This window comes from Bacillus sp. CBEL-1, from assembly GCF_004348885.1.
Classification (GTDB): Bacteria; Bacillota; Bacilli; order Bacillales; family Bacillaceae_H; genus Priestia; species Priestia aryabhattai_A.
In genome coordinates, this window is record NZ_SBIM01000025.1 from 1 (window position 1) to 18,830 (window position 18,830).

Annotated in this window: 23 protein-coding genes and 2 rRNA genes; 24 read left to right on the forward strand and 1 reads right to left on the reverse strand. The window is 35.0% G+C overall.

Features of this window, described 5'->3' with window-relative positions:
- The 12 genes from EPL02_RS20415 to rsmI form a co-directional block, all read left to right on the forward strand.
- Nucleotides 1–173, forward strand: a 23S ribosomal RNA gene (locus EPL02_RS20415); the annotation flags it as partial.
- 64 nt (nucleotides 174–237) lie between these two features.
- Nucleotides 238–353: ribosomal RNA gene (rrf, locus tag EPL02_RS20420) — 5S ribosomal RNA — on the forward strand.
- Nucleotides 354–505: 152 nt separating this feature from the next.
- Nucleotides 506–688, forward strand: coding sequence for a sigma factor G inhibitor Gin (locus tag EPL02_RS20425; RefSeq protein WP_094913148.1), 183 nt, complete (start codon nucleotides 506–508; stop codon nucleotides 686–688).
- Nucleotides 689–802: 114 nt separating this feature from the next.
- Nucleotides 803–2,233, forward strand: coding sequence for an aminotransferase class I/II-fold pyridoxal phosphate-dependent enzyme (locus EPL02_RS20430; RefSeq protein ID WP_131888590.1), 1,431 nt, complete (start codon nucleotides 803–805; stop codon nucleotides 2,231–2,233).
- A 13-nt stretch (nucleotides 2,234–2,246) separates the two neighbouring features.
- On the forward strand, nucleotides 2,247–2,888 hold the full coding sequence (gene tmk, locus EPL02_RS20435) for a dTMP kinase (RefSeq protein ID WP_094913146.1): 642 nt from the start codon (nucleotides 2,247–2,249) through the stop codon (nucleotides 2,886–2,888).
- Nucleotides 2,889–2,927: 39 nt separating this feature from the next.
- A complete protein-coding gene (locus EPL02_RS20440) occupies nucleotides 2,928–3,257 on the forward strand; it encodes a cyclic-di-AMP receptor (protein ID WP_094913145.1) in 330 nt (109 codons plus the stop codon).
- A 36-nt stretch (nucleotides 3,258–3,293) separates the two neighbouring features.
- Complete coding sequence (holB, locus tag EPL02_RS20445) at nucleotides 3,294–4,286, forward strand: DNA polymerase III subunit delta' (RefSeq protein ID WP_131888591.1); 993 nt, start codon at nucleotides 3,294–3,296, stop codon at nucleotides 4,284–4,286.
- A gap of 4 nt (nucleotides 4,287–4,290) precedes the next feature.
- Nucleotides 4,291–5,118: a PSP1 domain-containing protein gene (locus tag EPL02_RS20450; protein ID WP_094913143.1), complete on the forward strand. Its 828-nt coding sequence runs from the start codon at nucleotides 4,291–4,293 to the stop codon at nucleotides 5,116–5,118.
- Nucleotides 5,119–5,132: 14 nt separating this feature from the next.
- On the forward strand, nucleotides 5,133–5,498 hold the full coding sequence (gene yabA, locus EPL02_RS20455; protein ID WP_025909809.1) for a DNA replication initiation control protein YabA: 366 nt from the start codon (nucleotides 5,133–5,135) through the stop codon (nucleotides 5,496–5,498).
- A 50-nt stretch (nucleotides 5,499–5,548) separates the two neighbouring features.
- The gene (locus EPL02_RS20460; RefSeq protein WP_131888592.1) at nucleotides 5,549–6,295 is read left to right on the forward strand and encodes a tRNA1(Val) (adenine(37)-N6)-methyltransferase; all 747 of its coding nucleotides are present in this window, start codon (nucleotides 5,549–5,551) and stop codon (nucleotides 6,293–6,295) included.
- Complete coding sequence (locus EPL02_RS20465; protein WP_094913141.1) at nucleotides 6,282–6,569, forward strand: GIY-YIG nuclease family protein; 288 nt, start codon at nucleotides 6,282–6,284, stop codon at nucleotides 6,567–6,569. Before EPL02_RS20460 ends, EPL02_RS20465 begins: the two co-directional genes overlap by 14 nt.
- A complete protein-coding gene (gene rsmI / locus EPL02_RS20470; protein WP_094913140.1) occupies nucleotides 6,547–7,422 on the forward strand; it encodes a 16S rRNA (cytidine(1402)-2'-O)-methyltransferase in 876 nt (291 codons plus the stop codon). Before EPL02_RS20465 ends, rsmI begins: the two co-directional genes overlap by 23 nt.
- Before the next feature lie 26 nt (nucleotides 7,423–7,448).
- On the opposite strand, the gene EPL02_RS20475 is transcribed toward rsmI, so the two are convergent.
- Entirely contained in the window at nucleotides 7,449–7,733 is a 285-nt protein-coding gene (locus tag EPL02_RS20475; protein WP_025909813.1) for a transition state genes transcriptional regulator AbrB, read from the reverse strand.
- Nucleotides 7,734–8,269: 536 nt separating this feature from the next.
- On the opposite strand from EPL02_RS20475, the gene metG reads away from it, so the two are divergent.
- From metG to glmU, 12 genes are all read left to right on the forward strand, one after another.
- Nucleotides 8,270–10,252: a methionine--tRNA ligase gene (gene metG / locus EPL02_RS20480; RefSeq protein ID WP_131888593.1), complete on the forward strand. Its 1,983-nt coding sequence runs from the start codon at nucleotides 8,270–8,272 to the stop codon at nucleotides 10,250–10,252.
- Nucleotides 10,253–10,323: 71 nt separating this feature from the next.
- On the forward strand, nucleotides 10,324–11,094 hold the full coding sequence (locus EPL02_RS20485; protein WP_094913138.1) for a TatD family hydrolase: 771 nt from the start codon (nucleotides 10,324–10,326) through the stop codon (nucleotides 11,092–11,094).
- Between the two features lie 166 nt (nucleotides 11,095–11,260).
- Nucleotides 11,261–11,821, forward strand: a complete 561-nt coding sequence (rnmV, locus tag EPL02_RS20490) for a ribonuclease M5 (protein WP_094913137.1) — start codon at nucleotides 11,261–11,263, stop codon at nucleotides 11,819–11,821.
- The gene (rsmA, locus tag EPL02_RS20495; RefSeq protein WP_094913136.1) at nucleotides 11,818–12,696 is read left to right on the forward strand and encodes a 16S rRNA (adenine(1518)-N(6)/adenine(1519)-N(6))-dimethyltransferase RsmA; all 879 of its coding nucleotides are present in this window, start codon (nucleotides 11,818–11,820) and stop codon (nucleotides 12,694–12,696) included. Before rnmV ends, rsmA begins: the two co-directional genes overlap by 4 nt.
- Before the next feature lie 85 nt (nucleotides 12,697–12,781).
- Complete coding sequence (yabG, locus tag EPL02_RS20500; protein WP_094913135.1) at nucleotides 12,782–13,648, forward strand: sporulation peptidase YabG; 867 nt, start codon at nucleotides 12,782–12,784, stop codon at nucleotides 13,646–13,648.
- 285 nt (nucleotides 13,649–13,933) lie between these two features.
- On the forward strand, nucleotides 13,934–14,167 hold the full coding sequence (veg, locus tag EPL02_RS20505; RefSeq protein WP_025909819.1) for a biofilm formation stimulator Veg: 234 nt from the start codon (nucleotides 13,934–13,936) through the stop codon (nucleotides 14,165–14,167).
- A 147-nt stretch (nucleotides 14,168–14,314) separates the two neighbouring features.
- Complete coding sequence (locus tag EPL02_RS20510; RefSeq protein WP_131888594.1) at nucleotides 14,315–14,488, forward strand: alpha/beta-type small acid-soluble spore protein; 174 nt, start codon at nucleotides 14,315–14,317, stop codon at nucleotides 14,486–14,488.
- Nucleotides 14,489–14,668: 180 nt separating this feature from the next.
- Nucleotides 14,669–15,538, forward strand: coding sequence for a 4-(cytidine 5'-diphospho)-2-C-methyl-D-erythritol kinase (gene ispE, locus EPL02_RS20515; protein ID WP_131888595.1), 870 nt, complete (start codon nucleotides 14,669–14,671; stop codon nucleotides 15,536–15,538).
- A 56-nt stretch (nucleotides 15,539–15,594) separates the two neighbouring features.
- Nucleotides 15,595–16,416, forward strand: coding sequence for a pur operon repressor (purR, locus tag EPL02_RS20520; RefSeq protein ID WP_094913132.1), 822 nt, complete (start codon nucleotides 15,595–15,597; stop codon nucleotides 16,414–16,416).
- Between the two features lie 19 nt (nucleotides 16,417–16,435).
- Nucleotides 16,436–16,813 carry a 2-iminobutanoate/2-iminopropanoate deaminase gene (gene ridA, locus EPL02_RS20525; protein ID WP_094913131.1) on the forward strand — a complete coding sequence of 126 codons (378 nt, stop codon included), beginning with the start codon at nucleotides 16,436–16,438 and terminating at the stop codon, nucleotides 16,811–16,813.
- 144 nt (nucleotides 16,814–16,957) lie between these two features.
- Nucleotides 16,958–17,248 carry a septation regulator SpoVG gene (gene spoVG / locus EPL02_RS20530; RefSeq protein WP_094913130.1) on the forward strand — a complete coding sequence of 97 codons (291 nt, stop codon included), beginning with the start codon at nucleotides 16,958–16,960 and terminating at the stop codon, nucleotides 17,246–17,248.
- A gap of 195 nt (nucleotides 17,249–17,443) precedes the next feature.
- Nucleotides 17,444–18,823, forward strand: a complete 1,380-nt coding sequence (gene glmU, locus EPL02_RS20535; protein WP_094913129.1) for a bifunctional UDP-N-acetylglucosamine diphosphorylase/glucosamine-1-phosphate N-acetyltransferase GlmU — start codon at nucleotides 17,444–17,446, stop codon at nucleotides 18,821–18,823.
- The last annotated feature ends 7 nt before the right edge of the window (nucleotides 18,824–18,830 follow it).

Consider the following 18,830-nt stretch of genomic DNA (forward strand, 5'->3'; position numbering starts at 1 on the left):
GTGTGGACGGGATAAGTGCTGAAAGCATCTAAGCATGAAGCCCCCCTCAAGATGAGATTTCCCATAGCGCAAGCTAGTAAGATCCCTGAAAGATGATCAGGTTGATAGGTCAGAGGTGGAAGCACGGCGACGTGTGTAGCTGACTGATACTAATCGATCGAGGACTTAACCAAATGATAGTACACGAAGTACTCAGCAAAATGTTATCTAGTTTTGAGAGAATAATCTCAATTCATGTCTGGTGGCGATAGCAGAGAGGTCACACCCGTTCCCATGCCGAACACGGAAGTTAAGTTCTCTAGCGCCGATGGTAGTTGGGACTTTGTCCCTGTGAGAGTAGGACGTTGCCAGGCACTTTTAAAAGACTAGCTAAAATTAGCTAGTCTTTTTATTTTAGTTTAACAAGGTATAAGCTATCTGCGTATAATGTATTGTAGACTTAAATGTAGCATAGGTATAGGAAATAAATAAATGGTCCACAATGACATAGTGGAGGTGTAGAATAATGAACGGAAAAAATCATGATACGGTTTGCTTAGTTTGTAATGAAAAAACGGTTAAGGGTATTACAATTTTTTCTTCATTGATATGTCAACACTGTGAAAAAGATATTACAGAAGTAAATTTATCAAACCAACAATATGATGATATTTTAAATCAATTAAAGAAAATAGAAATTTATAAATAAAGCTGAAGTCCTTTTTAAGGGCTTTTTTGCATGATGAAAAAACTCTTATGAATTTGTTATAATAAACACAGTCTTTATTTATAAATGTGTAAGAAATAAAAGGAGATTATAAGTTTGGAATATCTACGAAGCAAACTGCCTTTATATAATTGTGTTCTAAATCATATTGCTAAAAAGCCATTATCTTATCATGTACCGGGACATAAGAGTGGATATGTCTTTCCTGAAGACATTGAAAAAGATTTTCTACAGTTCTTAAAATATGATTTAACAGAAATAACAGGATTAGATGATTTACATGAAGCAGAAGAGGCTATTCAAGATTCTCAGATATTAGCTGCCAATCTATATGGCGTAGATCAAACATATTTTTTAGTGAATGGCTCTACTGTAGGTAATTTATCTGCTATATTATCTCTTTGTGAAGAAGGAGATAGTATTATTGTTCAAAGGGATTCACATAAATCAATTTTTAATGCAATTAACTTAGCAAAAGCTAATGCTATCTTTGTTTCTCCTGACGTTGATTTGACTTCACAATTAACGATAGGTATAAATGTTGAAGATATCAAACAAGCCCTTAAAACCGCACCTAGTTCGGTAAAAGCAATTGTTTTAACAAACCCCACTTATTACGGTGTTTCAACTGACTTAGCTCCGATTGTTTCATTTGCACACAAACATTCTATTCCAGTTGTTGTCGATGAAGCTCACGGTGCTCATTTTATTTTAGGAGCTCCTTTTCCAAAGTCAGCTACAGAGTTTGGTGCAGATATTGTCATCCAATCCGCTCATAAGACACTACCAGCAATGACGATGGGCTCATATTTACATGTAAAGGGAAACCTTATTAATAAACCTAGATTATCTTATCTTTTAGGAGCTTTACAATCCAGTAGTCCTTCTTATCCTATTATGGTTTCTTTAGATATTGCACGCTATTATGTACAGTGCTTAAAAAATGAAGGTACGGAAAAAATTAAAGCTAATTTAAAAGCATTTTATGAGGAAGTCAATCTGCTTGATACTCTTTCTATTGTAAAGTTAAAGCAGGAGAATCTTAAAGTGGATTTATTAAAACTTACCTTATCATCTACACAATTAACTGGTTATGAGCTTCAGGAAGCTTTAGAAGCGGAAGGAGTATATACAGAGCTGGCAGATCCTTTGTATGTCTTATTAGTGCTACCTTTATCATCATCATTTGATTTTAGTGATACGTTATTTCGAATAAAAAAAGCAGTTGGATTAAAGGCACAAAGTGGGTTTGAAAAGGATAAGATTGATACTCTTTACTACCCTGAAAAAATTACACAAAAAATATATAATCATACAAATGAAACAGAGATAATTTCACTAGAAAATGCTTTAGGAAAGATATGTGCCGAAACCATTATACCTTACCCACCAGGTATTCCACTGTTGTTAGAAGGTGAAAAAATCTCACTGCATCATTTAAAGTATTTAAAGCAAACCTTATTTTTTAAAGGTAAAATACAAGGAAGTAAAAATATAAGACATGGATTCATTCGTGTATTTACATAAAAGGGGAATTGAGATGCAAACAGGAATTTTTATTACATTTGAAGGGCCTGAAGGTGCTGGAAAAACAACGGTTATTCAAATGGTTGAAAGTATGTTAAAAGAAAAAGGAGTAGAGGTTGTTCTGACAAGAGAACCGGGTGGTATTTCAATTGCAGAGCAAATTCGTGAAGTCATTTTAAGTCCTAGAAATAAAGAAATGGACGGTAGAACAGAAGCCCTTTTATATGCGGCAGCTAGAAGACAACATTTAGTTGAAAAAGTTATCCCCATGTTAGAACAGGGTAAAGTAGTAATATGTGATCGATTTATTGATAGTTCTCTCGCATATCAAGGGTACGCAAGAGGATTAGGGATTGAAGAAGTATTGACAATTAATCAATTTGCTATTGATGATCTTATACCAGATTTAACTTTTTATTTAGACATAAGGCCTGAAATAGGATTGCAGCGAATAGAAAAAGGCCGTAGTCATGAAATTAATCGTTTAGACTTAGAGAAAATCGACTTCCATTATAAAGTAAGAGAAGGATATAAACTTTTATTAAATCAATTTCCAAATCGTATTAAGGAAATTAATGCTGAACAAAGCGTTGATGATGTATACAATGATATATGTGATGTGTTAAGAAGATTTTTGAAAGCTAATAATTCTTGATATAATAAAGTAAATAAGTTCATAATGAGGTGCATATTCATGAAATTAGTAATTGCAGTTATACAAGACTCGGATAGTACAAAGTTGTTAAATGCATTAGTTGAAAAAGGTTTTCGCTCAACAAAATTATCTAGTTCCGGTGGGTTTTTAAAATCTGGAAATACAACTATCATGATTGGAACAGAAGATGAAAAAGTTCAAACTGTTTTAGATATTATTAAAGGTGAATGTGAAAATCGCAATCAATTTATTTCCCCAGTCTCTCCAATGGGTGGTAATGCAGATTCATATATTCCTTATCCAGTTGAAGTAGAGGTTGGAGGCGCAACGGTATTTGTATTGCCAATTGACCAATTTCATCAATTTTAAAAAATGCCTTACAATTGAAGTAGAAAGTGTGATGAAATGAACAAAAAGTGGGGAGAGCTAGAAGGTGTCCAGCCAACTGCTCTTAAGATGTTAAAAAATAGTATTGTAAAAGATAGAGTAGCTCATGCTTACCTACTTGAAGGAAGTAAAGGAACTGGTAAAAAGGAGATTAGCTTTTTATTTGCAAAACGATTGTTTTGCTTAAACCCTCATGAACATGAACCATGCTATGAATGTATCAACTGTAAAAGAATTGATTCCGGCAATCATCCGGATGTACATTTTGTTGAACCAGATGGGTTATCTATTAAAAAAGAGCAAGTACAATATTTGCAAGCTGAATTCACAAAAACTGGTGTTGAATCCAATAAAAAGTTATATATTATTAATCATGTTGATAAGATGACAGTAAGTGCCTCTAATAGCTTATTAAAGTTTTTAGAAGAGCCAACGGATGGTACATATGCAATCTTATTAACGGAAACTATTCAGAAGCTGTTGGATACCATTATATCTAGATGTCAGGTTATTTCTCTGCGTTCTTTAACAGAAAAACAATTAGCTGAACAACTAATGAACCATAATCTTTCCAAAGCAGACGCAACGCTAATGCCATACTTAACGAATAGTATTACAGAAGCAATTGAATTAAGTGAAGATGAATGGTTTGGACTTGCAAGAAAGTTAGTGATACAATTATATGAAGTGTTAACAACTAGACCTCAACAAGCGCTTCTCTTTATTCATGAAAAATGGGTACCTCATTTTAAAGAAAAAGAACAAGCTCATATTGGGTTAAATTTACTAATGCTTCTGTATCGCGATGTTTTAACGTTGCAAGTAGAAGAAGAGCCAATGCTTATTTATTTTTATAAAGAAGACCAATTAAAATCTCATGCACTTCAAGCTACTCAACAAAAAATTATTGCAAAGATTGAAGTAATTTTAAGAGCTAAAAATAAATTAAATTCAAATATGAATATACAGTTATTAATGGAACAGCTGGTGTTGGATTTGCAGGAGGGATAAAAGCTTGTATGATGTAGTAGGTGTTCGCTTTAAAAAAGCGGGTAAAATATATTATTTTGATCCTGGTGATTTAACAATACCGGATGGGGAGTTTGTTATTGTTGAAACAATCCGTGGTGTTGAATTCGGTAGGGTTGTTATTAATAAAAAGCAAGTCAGTGAACATGATGTTGTTCTACCACTTAAAAAAGTCATTCGTATTGCAGAGCCTAAAGACAAGCTCATTGTTGAAGAAAACAAACAAGCTGCTAGCGAAGCATATGATGTATGCGTTCAAAAAATTCAGGCACATAATCTAGATATGAAGCTAGTAGATGTAGAATATACATTTGACCGTAATAAGGTAATCTTTTATTTTACAGCAGATGGACGTATCGACTTCAGAGAATTAGTAAAGGATTTAGCAGCCATCTTCCGTACACGTATTGAATTACGTCAGATTGGTGTTAGAGATGAAGCAAAACTCTTGGGTGGTATTGGCCCGTGTGGAAGAATGCTTTGTTGTTCAACTTTCTTAGGAGATTTTGAGCCAGTTTCAATTAAAATGGCAAAAGACCAAAACTTATCGTTAAATCCTACAAAGATTTCAGGGTTGTGTGGTCGTCTTATGTGCTGTCTTAAATACGAAAATGATGAATACGAAACAGCAAAAGAGCAGCTTCCGGATATTGGATCTACCATTAAAACTCCTGAAGGTTCGGGTCGTGTAATAGGTCTAAATATTTTAGAGCGTATTATACAGGTAGAATTATCAAATCGTGAGCAAATCTTAGAGTATACATTAGATGAAATTCTTAATGAAGGTGCTGTTTCGTTTCAAGCCACAGATTAACGAGGTGGGTAAAGGTGGATAAAAAAGAGATTTTTGATTCGGTTACAAATATGGAGGAACAAATTGGTCACTTATACAAACAATTAGGAGACTTAAAAGAGTATTTAGCTGAACTAATTGAAGAAAATCATCACTTACAGATTGAAAATGACCATTTGCGCCGCCGCCTTGACCAAACCAATTTGGAAACAAAGCCAAAAAGTCATAATCAAAAGGTAAGTAGTCAAACAAAAGTACAAAAGCAAATAGATATCGGTGAAGGTTACGATAATCTAGCTAGATTGTATCAAGAAGGCTTCCACATTTGTAACATTCATTATGGTAGCGTTCGTCAAGATGGGGATTGTTTGTTTTGCTTATCATTTTTAAATAAAAAATAACAAGGCCTCTCCACAAGGAGAGGCTGCTTTTATATAAGGAGAAATGGAACATGGTTCAATTATATGAAGATGAACGACTTGATTATCTGTTAGCGGATGAAAGTATGCGTATTATTCAAAGTCATTCTGTCTTTTCATTTTCATTAGATGCTGTTTTGCTATCAAACTTTGCTTATGTACCGATAAAGAAAGGTAATATCATTGATTTATGTACAGGGAACGGCGTTATACCTTTATTTTTATCAAAACGAACGAATGCTAAGATTACAGGTGTAGAAATTCAAGAGCGTTTAGCTAGCATGGCTACTAGAAGTGTTGATTACAATAATTTAAGTAATCAAATTAACGTTGTTCTAGGCGATTTGAAAGACATGCCACAGAAATTAGGACATGGAAAATATGATGTAGTAACATGTAATCCACCCTATTTTCCTACGCCTAAAGTTGATGAACAAAATAAGAATGAGCACTATGCAATTGCTAGACATGAAATTCATTGTAATCTAGAAGATGTGATTCGTGTAAGTAGTCAATTAGTAAAGCAAGGAGGAAAGGTTTCACTTGTACATCGACCTGGTCGACTTGTTGATATTATTACGTTAATGAGGGCATACCGCTTAGAGCCAAAACGCTTACAGTTTATCTACCCAAAGAAAAACAAAGAGGCAAATACCATTTTAATTGAAGGGATTAAAGATGGTAATGCAGACTTGAAAATCCTTCCACCACTCGTTGTTTATAAGGAAGATAATGAATATACAAACGAGCTAAAGGAAATTTTGTATGGAACAAACTAAGCATTACTTTTACGTATTAGAATGTAAAGACCAAAGTTATTATGCAGGATACACAAATAATTTGAATAAGCGTTTAGCTGTTCATAACAGTGGCAAAGGCGCTAAATATACTAAAAGTCGTTTACCAGTTGTCCTTTTATGGCATGAAGAGTACAAGACAAAAACTGAAGCTATGAGAAAAGAATACTGGTTTAAACAGTTAAGTCGTAAGCAGAAAGAGCAATATATCCTAAAGGAGCAGAAGAAAAGTCATGAACTCACAAAAAAGCTATGAAGGAATTGAAGACAAAGGGGTATTATATCTAATTCCAACACCTATTGGTAATCTAGAAGATATGACATTTCGCGCAATTCGATTATTAAAGGAAGTAGATTATATTGCTGCAGAAGATACAAGACATACAAAAAAGCTGTGTAATCATTTTGAGATTGGGACACCAATTGTTAGCTATCATGACCATAATAAAGAGACGAAAACAGAAAAGCTGATTCAAGATTTAGAAAAAGGTCTTAAAATTGGTCTTGTGAGCGATGCTGGTATGCCATGTGTCTCTGATCCAGGATATGAATTAGTAAGAGAAGCGGCAAACAAAGGTTGTACTGTTATTCCTTTACCGGGTGCTAATGCTGCATTGACAGCTCTGATTGCTTCGGGACTACCTACTTATCAATTCTATTTTTACGGTTTTTTAAATCGAAATAAAAAACATAAAAAGGAAGAACTTCAGCTTTTATCTATGAAAAAAGAAACGATGATTTTTTATGAAGCACCTCACCGTTTAAAAGAGACGTTGAAGTTGATGTTTGAAGCATTTGGAAACCGAGAAATTGTATTATGTAGAGAGTTAACAAAGCGTTATGAAGAGTTTTTGAGAGGGAATATCGAAGAAGCAATAACTTGGGCTAACGAAACAGAGCTGAGAGGAGAGTTTTGTTTCATTGTTTCAGGAACAACTGAAGAAATTGTAGAAGAAACAGAGGCTTGGTGGACAGAGTTAACGATTATTGAACATGTGGACTATTATGTAAATGATCAGCAATTCAGTAATAAGGATGCTATCAAACAAGTAGCAAAAGATCGTAATCAATCAAAAAGAGAGATATATAGTGAATATCATATAAATTAAAAAAGCTGTCTAACGACAGCTTTTTTTTAGTTTGAAGATTGTAGATTATTTTCAAGCTCTTTCATAATTTGTTCTGCACCTTCACGGCTTAAAATTAGCTTACCACCAGCTAATTGAATATTTTCATCTGAAACTTCACCAGTTACTTGGCAAGTCATGTTTGGTTTATATTTCTTTAAAATGATACGCTCTTCATCAACATAAATTTCTAACGCATCTTTTTCAGCAATCCCTAATGTACGGCGTAATTCAATTGGAATTACTACACGTCCTAACTCATCAACTTTACGAACAATACCTGTAGATTTCATCTTGTTTTCCCCTCTCAACTCTTAGTTTTCTATGTCATTACTTTCGTCATTATTCGACAAATTCAACGTACTTTTATAATACCAACGTTTCCAAAAGTAGTCAATCATTTTGTATGTAAAAAAATGTAGATGGAAATAAAAAAATATAAAAACACTTATATAAAAGGGTTTATGAAAGATATAAGTAATATTTTTAGGTAGTATATTGAAAAAAATAACATAATATATTTGATGTAAAGATGATTGAATTCAAGCATTTTTAATCGAAAATTCATTCTTTCGACAAAAAAAGACAAAAAGCTACTTTCATTCAAGTTGATTCAAAAATTAATAGGGTATTTTATCTATGAAAGAGGCAAAAATGGTAGGAGTAAATAGCTTTTATTTAAATTTCTAATGTCTTTAGCTAGATGGTTTTCAAAACGTCCTAGAAAATAGTATTATAGAAGATAGAATAAATAGTTGATTTCATTTTTTCTTGAAATACATCACTCTGTATTTTGGAAGTGCTTAAACGGATTTTGGAGGTTATATAAATGGGAAATAACACGTTTTACATTACCACACCAATTTATTATCCAAGTGGTAAATTACATATAGGACATGCGTATACAACAGTTGCAGGAGATGCAATGGCTCGTTATAAACGGTTAAGAGGATTTGATGTTCGTTATTTAACGGGTACAGATGAGCATGGACAAAAAATTCAGCGCAAAGCAGAAGAAGATAATGTGACTCCTCAGCAGTATGTAGATAATATTGTAGCAGGGATTAAAGAGTTGTGGGAGAAAATGGATATATCCTATGATGATTTTATTCGTACAACAGAATCTAGACATAAAGAGGTTGTTGATAAAATCTTCAATCGTTTACTAGAACAAGGTGATATTTACCTAGATGAATATGAGGGCTGGTATTCAGTTCCTGACGAAACTTACTATACAGAACTTCAGTTAGTAGATCCGATTATTGAAGATGGAAAAGTAGTGGGCGGAAAAAGTCCAGACAGCGGTCATCCGGTAGAATTAGTAAGAGAAGAATCTTATTTCTTTAAAATGGGTAAATATGCAGATCGCTTATTAGCTTTTTATGAAGAAAATCCGACCTTTATTCAGCCGGAATCTCGTAAAAATGAGATGATTAATAACTTTATTAAGCCAGGGTTAGAAGACTTGGCTGTTTCACGTACAACTTTTGATTGGGGTATTAAAGTACCTGGAAATCCTAAGCACGTTATTTATGTATGGGTTGATGCATTATCAAACTATATTACAGCACTAGGGTACGGTACTGAAAATGACGAGTTATACAAAAAATACTGGCCGGCTAATGTTCATCTTGTAGGAAAAGAAATTGTTCGCTTCCATACAATTTATTGGCCAATTATTTTAATGGCATTAGATTTGCCTCTTCCAAAAAAAGTATTTGCACACGGATGGTTATTAATGAAAGACGGTAAAATGTCTAAGTCAAAAGGAAACGTTGTTGATCCAGTAACATTAATTGATCGCTATGGCTTGGATGCTTTACGCTATTATTTATTAAGAGAAGTCCCATTCGGTTCAGACGGAGTGTTCACCCCTGAAGCGTTTGTAGAGCGTATTAACTTTGATTTAGCCAACGACCTTGGGAATTTAGTTAACCGTACAGTAGCAATGATTAACAAATACTTTGACGGTGTCATTCCTATGTATGAAGGTAATGTAACAGAGTTTGATGGTCAGCTTGTGCAAGCTCAAAAAGATATGGTGAAAAAATACGAAGAATCCATGGAAAACATGGAGTTCTCTGTAGCTTTATCAGCGATTTGGCAATATGTAAGTCGTACAAATAAATATATTGATGAAACTAAACCTTGGGCTCTTGCTAAGGACGAAGAGAAGCATAATGAGTTAGCTTCAGTAATGGTACACTTAGCAGAAGCTATTCGCCATACTGCTGTTCTGTTACAGCCATTCCTAACTAGAACACCAGAAAAAATCTTTGCACAAATTGGAGTAAAAGAAGATGTGTTAAAGAGTTGGGAAAGCATTGAAGCATTTAATATGCTTCGTGAAGGAACAAAAGTGGAAAAAGGTGAACCAATGTTTCCACGCCTTGATCGTGACGAAGAAATCACATTTATTAAAGAAAAAATGTTAAGTTCGTTACCAACACAGGAAGAGAAGAAAGAAGATGTTCAGCCAGAACAAAGTGAAGAAATTGGTTTATATGACTTCTTAAAAGTAGATTTACGCGTAGCGGAAGTTATTCATGCTGAGCCTGTAAAGAAAGCGGATAAGTTATTAAAGATTCAGCTAGACTTAGGCTATGAAAAACGTCAAGTTGTATCAGGTATTGCGAAGTTCTACAAGCCTGAAGATCTCATCGGCCGTAAAGTTATCTGCATTGTAAATTTAAAGCCAGTCAAATTACGTGGTGAACTTTCACAGGGAATGATCTTAGCGGGTGAAGATGCGAATGGCTTATCACTTGCCGAGGTTGACCAATCTCTAAGTAACGGAACTAAAGTAAAATAATAAAAAAGGGGGCGTTTCACGTGGAACACGGGAAAGCCCTTTTTTATTTCGTAAATGGAAGGAGAAGTAATATGTTATTTGATACACATGTACACTTAAATGCAGAACAATTTAATAATGATTTAGAAGACGTTATTGCAAGAGCAAAAGAACGTAATGTAGAAAAAATGGTCGTGGTTGGATTTGATGAACCAACCATTAATCGAGCGATGGAACTTGTTGAAAAGTATGACTTTATGTATGCTAGTGTTGGTTGGCACCCTGTAGATGCTATTGATATGACAGATGAACATTTAGCTTGGATTGAAGAATTAGCAGGACATCCTAAAGTAGTAGCTATTGGAGAAATGGGATTAGATTATCATTGGGATAAGTCACCTAAAGATATACAGAAAGAAGTATTTCGTAGACAAATTCGTTTAGCAAGAAAAGTAAATCTTCCAATCATTATTCATAACCGTGATGCAACAGAAGACGTTGTAACTATTTTAAAAGAAGAGTCTGTTGAAGAAGTTGGTGGCATCATGCATTGCTTTACAGGGAGTATTGAAGTTGCCAAACAGTGTATGGATATGAATATGTATATCTCATTCGGCGGACCTGTCACGTTTAAAAATGCGAAGAAGCCGAAAGAAGTCGCAACTGAAATTCCTCTTGATAAATTATTAATAGAAACAGACTGTCCATATTTGACACCTCATCCTTATCGAGGAAAGAGAAATGAACCAGCATATGTCTCATATGTAGCAGAGCAGATTGCAGAATTAAAAGGTATTAGTTACGACGAACTAGCAAAGCATACTACTGAAAATGCGCTAAAATTATTCCGAATTCATGATTAAATGTTTAACATATCTATTGGCTTAAAACAATGTTAAAATAAAAAGTATTAAAATGTAGTAACACTTGCAGAGGGTCTTACAATCCTCTGCTTTTTTTCAGTTGATTTCATACTGACAGGTTAGATGCAAAATGAAGAAAAAGGCTTCATTTTTGAGGAGGTTCATAATGAAGATTAAGGAAATAATTGTGGTTGAAGGTAGGGATGATACTGTTACAATTCGTCGAGCAGTACAAGCTGATACAATCGAGACGAACGGTTCAGCCGTAAACGATGAAACCATTGAAAAGATAAAGCTAGCACAACAAACGAGAGGCGTTATTATTTTTACAGACCCTGATTATCCAGGTCAGCGTATTCGTAATATTGTTTCAGAGCAAGTTCCGGGATGTAAGCATGCATTTTTATCAAAAGAACAAGCAAAAGGTAAAAATGGAAAAGGTATAGGCGTTGAGCATGCGTCTATTGAAGATATTAGACAAGCTTTACAAGACGTAAAGCAAGAATGGCAGGGAATTGATGAGCAAATTACACAAGAGGATTTAATTGTTGCTCGCTTAGTAGGAGATAGCGAAGCAAAAATTAGACGTGAGAGAATAGGTAAATTCCTTAAAATTGGTTATGCGAACGGAAAGCAGCTACACAAAAGATTAAAAATGTTTCAAATTTCAAAAGATGAGTTTATCAAAGCTGTTCAGAAAATTAATCAGGAGGAACAAAAGTCGTGACAAAAGATATTGCAACCCCAACTCGTACGAAAGAAATTTTAAAGAAATATGGATTTACGTTTAAAAAGAGCCTAGGACAAAACTTTTTAATTGACACTAACATTTTAAATCGTATTGTTGATCATGCTGAGTTGACAGAAGAGACAGGAGCTATTGAGATTGGTCCTGGAATTGGGGCTTTAACTGAGCAATTGGCGAAGCGTGCAAAAAAAGTATTGGCTTTTGAAATTGACCAGCGTTTGTTACCAATTTTGGCTGATACACTTTCACCGTACCCACACGCTAAAGTCATTCATCAGGATGTACTTAAAGCTAATTTGAAAGAAACCTTAGCACAAGAGTTTGAAGGTATTGAAGACTTAATGGTAGTAGCGAACTTGCCTTATTACGTTACAACCCCAATCTTAATGAAATTGTTAGAGGAACAGATTCCAGTTCGAGGAATTGTTGTTATGTTGCAAAAAGAAGTAGCTGACCGTATTGCAGCAAAGCCAGGAACAAAAGAATATGGTTCTCTTTCTATTGCTATTCAATATTATACAGAAGCTGAAACTGTTATGATTGTTCCAAAGACAGTGTTTAACCCTCAACCAAACGTTGATTCAGCTGTTATTCGTTTAATTCGACGTGATGAACCAGCCGTAAAGGTGAAAAATGAATCCTTTTTCTTTAAAGTTGTTAGAGCAAGCTTTGGTCAAAGACGTAAAACAATTTTAAATAATTTAGTAAATAATCTACCAAATGGAAAAGCAAATAAAGCTGCCATTGAACAAGCTCTTTCGGAAGCTTCAGTCGACCCAAAAAGAAGAGGAGAAACATTATCAATTGAAGAGTTTGGCAAGTTAAGCGATGAGCTAGGAAAATCGTTCGCATAGAATAATCACCTTTTTGCTTCGTGTTCATAGGCTATGAAGAGAGTTGAATATTTAGCTTTTAAGTAGTAAAGACGGAGTGAAGTTTATGAATATCAAAATTGGTGATATTGTAACACGTCCTTCTTATGATCGTGATTTGTTATTTCGCGTAATTGCGGTTAATGAAGGTGAGGAACAATATGCAACATTAATTGGAGAAGATATCCGCCTTATTGCTGATGCTCCTTTATCCGATTTAGAAGTTGTAGATGTTCAAGAGCAACAGCGACGAAAAGAACAAGAAGAGCAACTGTTAGAGAGGTCTCTAAAGCTGTTACGCCAAGATTACGACCTCATTCGAGAAAAAGCCGAATATGGTATGACAAATGGGTATAATCATTCACACCGCCTTTTTCAGATGCCAGGTAAGGTGCTACATGTAGATGGAGACCCTAACTATTTACAGAAGTGTTTAGCAGTGTATGAAAAGATAGGTGTTCCGGTATATGGTGTACATTGTACAGAAGCAGAAATGCCAAATAAAATAGGTGCTTTGTTAGAAGAAGTGAGACCTGATATTTTAGTGTTAACTGGCCATGATGCCTATTCAAAATCAAAAGGTAATAAAAATGACTTATTAGCCTATCGCCACTCGAAATATTATGTGAAAACGGTGTACGAGGCAAGGCGTAAAATTGCCAATCTAGATCAGCTCGTGATTTTTGCCGGCGCTTGTCAATCTCATTTCGAACAGCTAATACAAGCAGGTGCAAATTTTGCAAGTTCTCCATCTAGGGTCAACATTCATGCTTTAGACCCTGTATATGTTGTAGCAAAGCTAAGCTTCACCCCTTTTAATGATCGCATTAATGTGTGGGATGTATTGCGTAATACACTAACAGGTGCAAAGGGATTAGGTGGAATAGAAACAAGAGGTCTTTTACGAACGGGAATGCCTTATGAAGCTGAATAATGAACGTCAATCTGTTATGCAAAAGAGGCTTCACCCCTTTTGTATAGCAGTTTTTTTATCTATATTATAAATAAATTTCAGTGTTATACGTTTCTTTTAGAAGAATTATTTTAAATAAATGTAAAACTTATACATATTATGGAGTTGTTTGCACAAAATAGAAAGGAAATGTAGATTTATGTAGAAAATTATTTGTTGACATCATTAGATATACATTGTTATAATTTTATGTTTTTGACTTTTTTATTTTTTCGTGTTACACTACGTATAGTGAGGTGGACCAATATGGCGAAAACTTTATCTGATATTAAGCAAGCGCTGGATTTGCACCTAGGTCAACGATTGACTTTAAAAGCGAACGGTGGACGAAGAAAAACGGTAGAGCGTTCAGGAGTCTTAACTGAGACGTATCCTTCTGTTTTTATTGTGGAGCTAGATCAAGAAGAAAACTCTTTAGAGAGAGTTTCTTATAGCTATGCCGACGTGTTAACTGAAACAGTTGAGCTAAAGTTTTTTTAAACCAAAAGTAATATAGTACGTAGCGATGAGCAGTGGACGTTTTTGGTTTGCTGCTTTTTTTATTGGGCTTTTTTTCAAAACATACTCCCTCTTTGGTGATTTATACTATAAGTAAGGTTTGAGGAGTTTTAAAGGAGGCTTTACTAAATGAGCAGACGTAGAGGTATTATGTCAACAAAATGTAAAGAAGAATTGGCTAAAGAACTTAACTTTTATGATGTTGTAAAAAGCGATGGATGGGGTGCTATTCATTCCAAAGATGCAGGTAATATGGTAAAGCGTGCCATAGAAATAGCAAAAGAACAGTTGTCTAAGTCGTAAGTGATAAACATACTCTACTTGTTTTTCTAGAATAAAGTAATGATAATCCGAAGTGGAAATCACTTCGGATTTTTAGTGGTTTTCATACTTTTATACACTGTTTATGTAAAGATATATAAACCTTCTCATTTTGTGATAAAATAACTTTACAATTGATTAGATGAAGTAGGTGAAAGATTTATGAAGTTAATGGTTAAGGCACCAGCCAAAATAAACTTATCCCTTGATGTGTTACATAAGCGTACGGATGGTTATCATGAAGTTAAGATGGTCATGACAACGATTGATTTAGCAGATCGTATTGAACTTTCTGAACGTGAAGATGGTCGAATTGTTATTTATTCACATAATCGTTTTGTTCCTGATGACCAGCGAAATTTAGCATATCAAGCTGCACAGCTGCTTAAAAAACGTTATAAAGTGGATAAGGGTGTCAATATCTTAATTGATAAGCAAATTCCTGTAGCAGCGGGATTAGCAGGAGGAAGCAGTGACGCAGCAGCTACTCTTAGAGGGCTAAACAAGTTATGGGACTTAGGTTTGTCTCTAGACATGCTAGCAGAGCTTGGAGCAGAAATTGGCTCTGATGTATCGTTTTGTGTATATGGTGGCACAGCTCTTGCAACAGGAAGAGGAGAAGTAATCAAACATATTGAAGCACCTCCAAACTGCTGGGTGATATTAGCAAAGCCAGAAATAGGCGTATCCACAGCAGATGTATATCGTAATTTAAAGGTGCAAAATGTGAGTCATCCTAATGTAGAAGGTATGATTAAAGCAATTGATACAGGAGATTACGAAAAGATGTGTCAATCTGTAGGAAATGTATTAGAAGAAGTAACGTTAAAGATGCATCCGGAAGTTTCATTAATTAAAGAACAAATGAAGAGGTTTGGAGCAGATGCAGTTCTCATGAGCGGTAGCGGACCAACAGTTTTTGGCCTTGTACAGCATGATTCTCGCATGCACCGTATTTATAACGGTTTACGAGGTTTCTGTGATAAGGTATATGCTGTCCGACTTATTGGAGAACGAATAACGCTTGAATAAATCCGTATATTAATGTTATATTTATAATATAATATTCGGATTTTAGGGAGGAAGTTATGAAGTTTCGACGGAGTGGACGTTTAATTGATATGACGAATTATTTCATTCAAAACCCTCAGCGCCTTATTCCTCTGACATATTTTGCAGATAAATATAACTCTGCAAAATCATCTATAAGTGAAGATATGGCGATTATAAAGCAAACTTTTGAACAACAAGGTATTGGTACGCTTGTTACTTTACCAGGGGCAGCTGGCGGCGTTAAATTTATGCCAAAGATGTCGAATGAAGAAGCGAGTCAACTTGTTGAAGAGCTATGTGGGATGATTGAAAAACCAGAGCGACTATTACCCGGTGGATATTTGTACCTCACAGATATTTTAGGAGATCCTCGTGTTGTTAATAAGATTGGTCGTTTATATGCGTCTTTATTTGCTAATCGCAAAATTGATGTAGTTATGACTGTGGCAACAAAAGGAATTCCGGTTGCTTATGCAGTAGCGCAATATCTAGATGTACCGGTTGTGGTGGTAAGAAGAGATAGTAAAGTAACTGAAGGTTCAACTGTAAGTATTAATTATGTATCGGGTTCTTCAAAGCGTATTCAAACCATGCTGCTAGCTAAGAGAAGTCTAGCTGTGGGTTCGAACGTTTTAATTATTGATGATTTTATGAAAGCAGGCGGAACAGTTAATGGGATGATTAGCTTGCTTGAAGAGTTTGATGCAACGGTTGCTGGAATCGGTGTATTAGTTGAGTCAGAGGATATTGAAGAGCGCCTAGTTGATGAATACATTTCTCTTGTACAACTGAAAGATGTTAACATAAAAGAGAAACATATCACCGTACAGGAAGGAAATTATTTGAAATATATCTAAGGTTGGGGAGGAAAGAATCATGTTACAAGTTCAAACAAAGCAAGCGCCGCAGGCTATTGGGCCTTATTCTCAGGGGATTGTTGTTAATAATTTATTTTACAGTTCAGGACAGATTCCTTTACGCCCAGATGGCACGCTAGTTGAAGGCGATATCAAAACACAAACTGAACAAGTATTTCAAAACCTTAAAGCTGTTCTAGAAGAAGCTGGTGCTTCACTAAATACAGTAGTAAAGGCAACGGTATTCATCAAGGATATGGATAATTTTGCTGACCTTAATGAAGTCTATGGACAATACTTTGGTGATCATAAGCCTGCACGTTCATGTGTGGAAGTAGCAAGATTACCAAAAGATGTTTTAGTTGAAATTGAAGTAGTTGCGTTAGTCAAAGGGTAAATTAACGAACTAAAACCAAATTATTTCCAATTGTTCACTTTTTTTGCGAAAATTTTCTAAAAACTTTTCTGTAGAGGCAGGAAAAACAAAAATTCCGTGGAATTTATGTAGTAAAGCTTCGCATAGGAAAAGGTGGTGAACAAAATGGAAGTAACTGACGTAAGATTACGCCGCGTAAACACTGAAGGACGTATGAGAGCGATTGCTTCAATCACATTAGATGGTGAATTTGTTGTTCATGATATTCGAGTGATTGATGGTAATAACGGCTTGTTTGTAGCAATGCCAAGTAAACGTACACCTGATGGTGAGTTCCGCGATATTGCACATCCAATTAATTCTAATACTCGCGGAAAAATTCAAGATGCTGTTTTAGCAGAGTATCATCGATTAGGTGAACTAGAAGTTGAATTTGAAGAAGCGGGTGCTTCATAAAATATGATAGATTAAAAGCCTACTTAACAGTAGGCTTTTTATTTTGTTCTTCTCTTTTATCCATAAAATTTCTTCATTATAAAAATTTAACAAAATTTTAAAATAAAATGAATGACTTTCGAATGATTTCTTGAAATGAGGTCATTTTTGATATAATATTCTTAATGGATAAAAAGGTAAAATTGGAGGCCTGTTATGTCAAAAAGATATGCAGTCATATTGGCAGCTGGTCAGGGTACACGTATGAAGTCATCTTTATATAAAGTGTTACACCCTGTGTGTGGAAAACCAATGGTACAACATGTAATTGACCAAGTGTCAAACGTTTCGTTAAGTAAACTAATTACTGTTGTAGGCCATGGTGCCGAAAAAGTGAAATCACATGTTGGAGATAAAAGCTTATTTGCTTTGCAAGAAGAGCAATTAGGAACAGCTCATGCAGTCATGCAAGCAGAATCTTTACTTGCACATGAAAAGGGTACGACAATTGTTGTTTGTGGTGATACGCCACTTATTACAACGGAAACAATTGAAGCGTTGCTTAAGCATCACGAAGAGACAAATGCCAAAGCAACAATTTTAACAGCTCATGCTCAAGATCCAACTGGATATGGGCGAATTATTCGTAATAGCTCTGCGTCAGTTGAAAAGATAGTTGAGCACAAGGATGCAACTGAACAGGAGCGAGCAGTAAAAGAAATTAATACAGGTACGTATTGCTTTGATAATGAAAAGCTATTTGAGACGCTTTCAAAAGTATCAAATAACAATGTTCAAGGTGAGTATTATTTACCGGATGTTATTGAGATTTTAAAAAATGAAGGTGAAATCATTTCTGCTTATCAAACAAGTGACTTTGCTGAAACATTAGGTGTAAATGATCGCTTTGCGCTTTCACAGGCAGAAGAAACAATGAAGAAGCGTATCAATAAGAAACATATGTTAAACGGAGTAACAATTATCGACCCTTCTAACACATATATTTCAGCGGATACAGTCATTGGACGCGATACGGTTATTTACCCGGGAACAGTCATTCAAGGTGCTGTATCTATTGGTGAGAACTGTGAAATCGGACCTAACAGCGAAATCAAAGATTGCCAAATCGGACATAATACATCTATTCGCCATTCGGTCGCTCATAACAGTGAAATTGGTCAATCTGTAACAATTGGACCGTTTGCGCATATTCGCCCACAGTCTATGATTGATGATGAAGTGAGAATAGGAAATTTTGTCGAGATTAAGAAAGCATCATTTGGTAAAGGAAGTAAAGCTTCACATTTAAGTTATATTGGGGATGCAGAAGTAGGTCAGGATGTAAACTTGGGGTGCGGATCAATTACCGTTAATTACGATGGAAAAAACAAATTTTTAACTAAGATTCAAGATGGTGCATTTGTTGGTTGCAATTCAAATCTAATTGCACCAGTAACGATTGGAGAAGGCGCTTATGTAGCTGCTGGATCTACAATTACAGATGATGTACCAGGTAAAGCTTTATCAATTGCTCGTGCAAAACAAGTTAATAAAGAGAACTACGCTGAAAAGCTTGATATTAATAAAAAATCCTAACGGAGGT

Excerpts from the sequence above, each read along its gene's own strand:
- EPL02_RS20425 (WP_094913148.1), top strand. The coding sequence starts at position 506 with ATGAACGGAAAAAATCATGATACGGTTTGCTTAGTTTGTAATGAAAAA.
- tmk (WP_094913146.1), top strand. The coding sequence starts at position 2,247 with ATGCAAACAGGAATTTTTATTACATTTGAAGGGCCTGAAGGTGCTGGA.
- EPL02_RS20440 (WP_094913145.1), top strand. The coding sequence starts at position 2,928 with ATGAAATTAGTAATTGCAGTTATACAAGACTCGGATAGTACAAAGTTG.
- holB (WP_131888591.1), top strand. The coding sequence starts at position 3,294 with ATGAACAAAAAGTGGGGAGAGCTAGAAGGTGTCCAGCCAACTGCTCTT.
- EPL02_RS20460 (WP_131888592.1), top strand. The coding sequence starts at position 5,549 with ATGGTTCAATTATATGAAGATGAACGACTTGATTATCTGTTAGCGGAT.
- EPL02_RS20465 (WP_094913141.1), top strand. The coding sequence starts at position 6,282 with ATGGAACAAACTAAGCATTACTTTTACGTATTAGAATGTAAAGACCAA.
- rsmI (WP_094913140.1), top strand. The coding sequence starts at position 6,547 with ATGAACTCACAAAAAAGCTATGAAGGAATTGAAGACAAAGGGGTATTA.
- EPL02_RS20475 (WP_025909813.1), bottom strand. The coding sequence starts at position 7,733 with ATGAAATCTACAGGTATTGTTCGTAAAGTTGATGAGTTAGGACGTGTA.
- metG (WP_131888593.1), top strand. The coding sequence starts at position 8,270 with ATGGGAAATAACACGTTTTACATTACCACACCAATTTATTATCCAAGT.
- EPL02_RS20485 (WP_094913138.1), top strand. The coding sequence starts at position 10,324 with ATGTTATTTGATACACATGTACACTTAAATGCAGAACAATTTAATAAT.
- rnmV (WP_094913137.1), top strand. The coding sequence starts at position 11,261 with ATGAAGATTAAGGAAATAATTGTGGTTGAAGGTAGGGATGATACTGTT.
- yabG (WP_094913135.1), top strand. The coding sequence starts at position 12,782 with ATGAATATCAAAATTGGTGATATTGTAACACGTCCTTCTTATGATCGT.
- veg (WP_025909819.1), top strand. The coding sequence starts at position 13,934 with ATGGCGAAAACTTTATCTGATATTAAGCAAGCGCTGGATTTGCACCTA.
- EPL02_RS20510 (WP_131888594.1), top strand. The coding sequence starts at position 14,315 with ATGAGCAGACGTAGAGGTATTATGTCAACAAAATGTAAAGAAGAATTG.
- ispE (WP_131888595.1), top strand. The coding sequence starts at position 14,669 with ATGAAGTTAATGGTTAAGGCACCAGCCAAAATAAACTTATCCCTTGAT.
- purR (WP_094913132.1), top strand. The coding sequence starts at position 15,595 with ATGAAGTTTCGACGGAGTGGACGTTTAATTGATATGACGAATTATTTC.
- ridA (WP_094913131.1), top strand. The coding sequence starts at position 16,436 with ATGTTACAAGTTCAAACAAAGCAAGCGCCGCAGGCTATTGGGCCTTAT.
- spoVG (WP_094913130.1), top strand. The coding sequence starts at position 16,958 with ATGGAAGTAACTGACGTAAGATTACGCCGCGTAAACACTGAAGGACGT.
- glmU (WP_094913129.1), top strand. The coding sequence starts at position 17,444 with ATGTCAAAAAGATATGCAGTCATATTGGCAGCTGGTCAGGGTACACGT.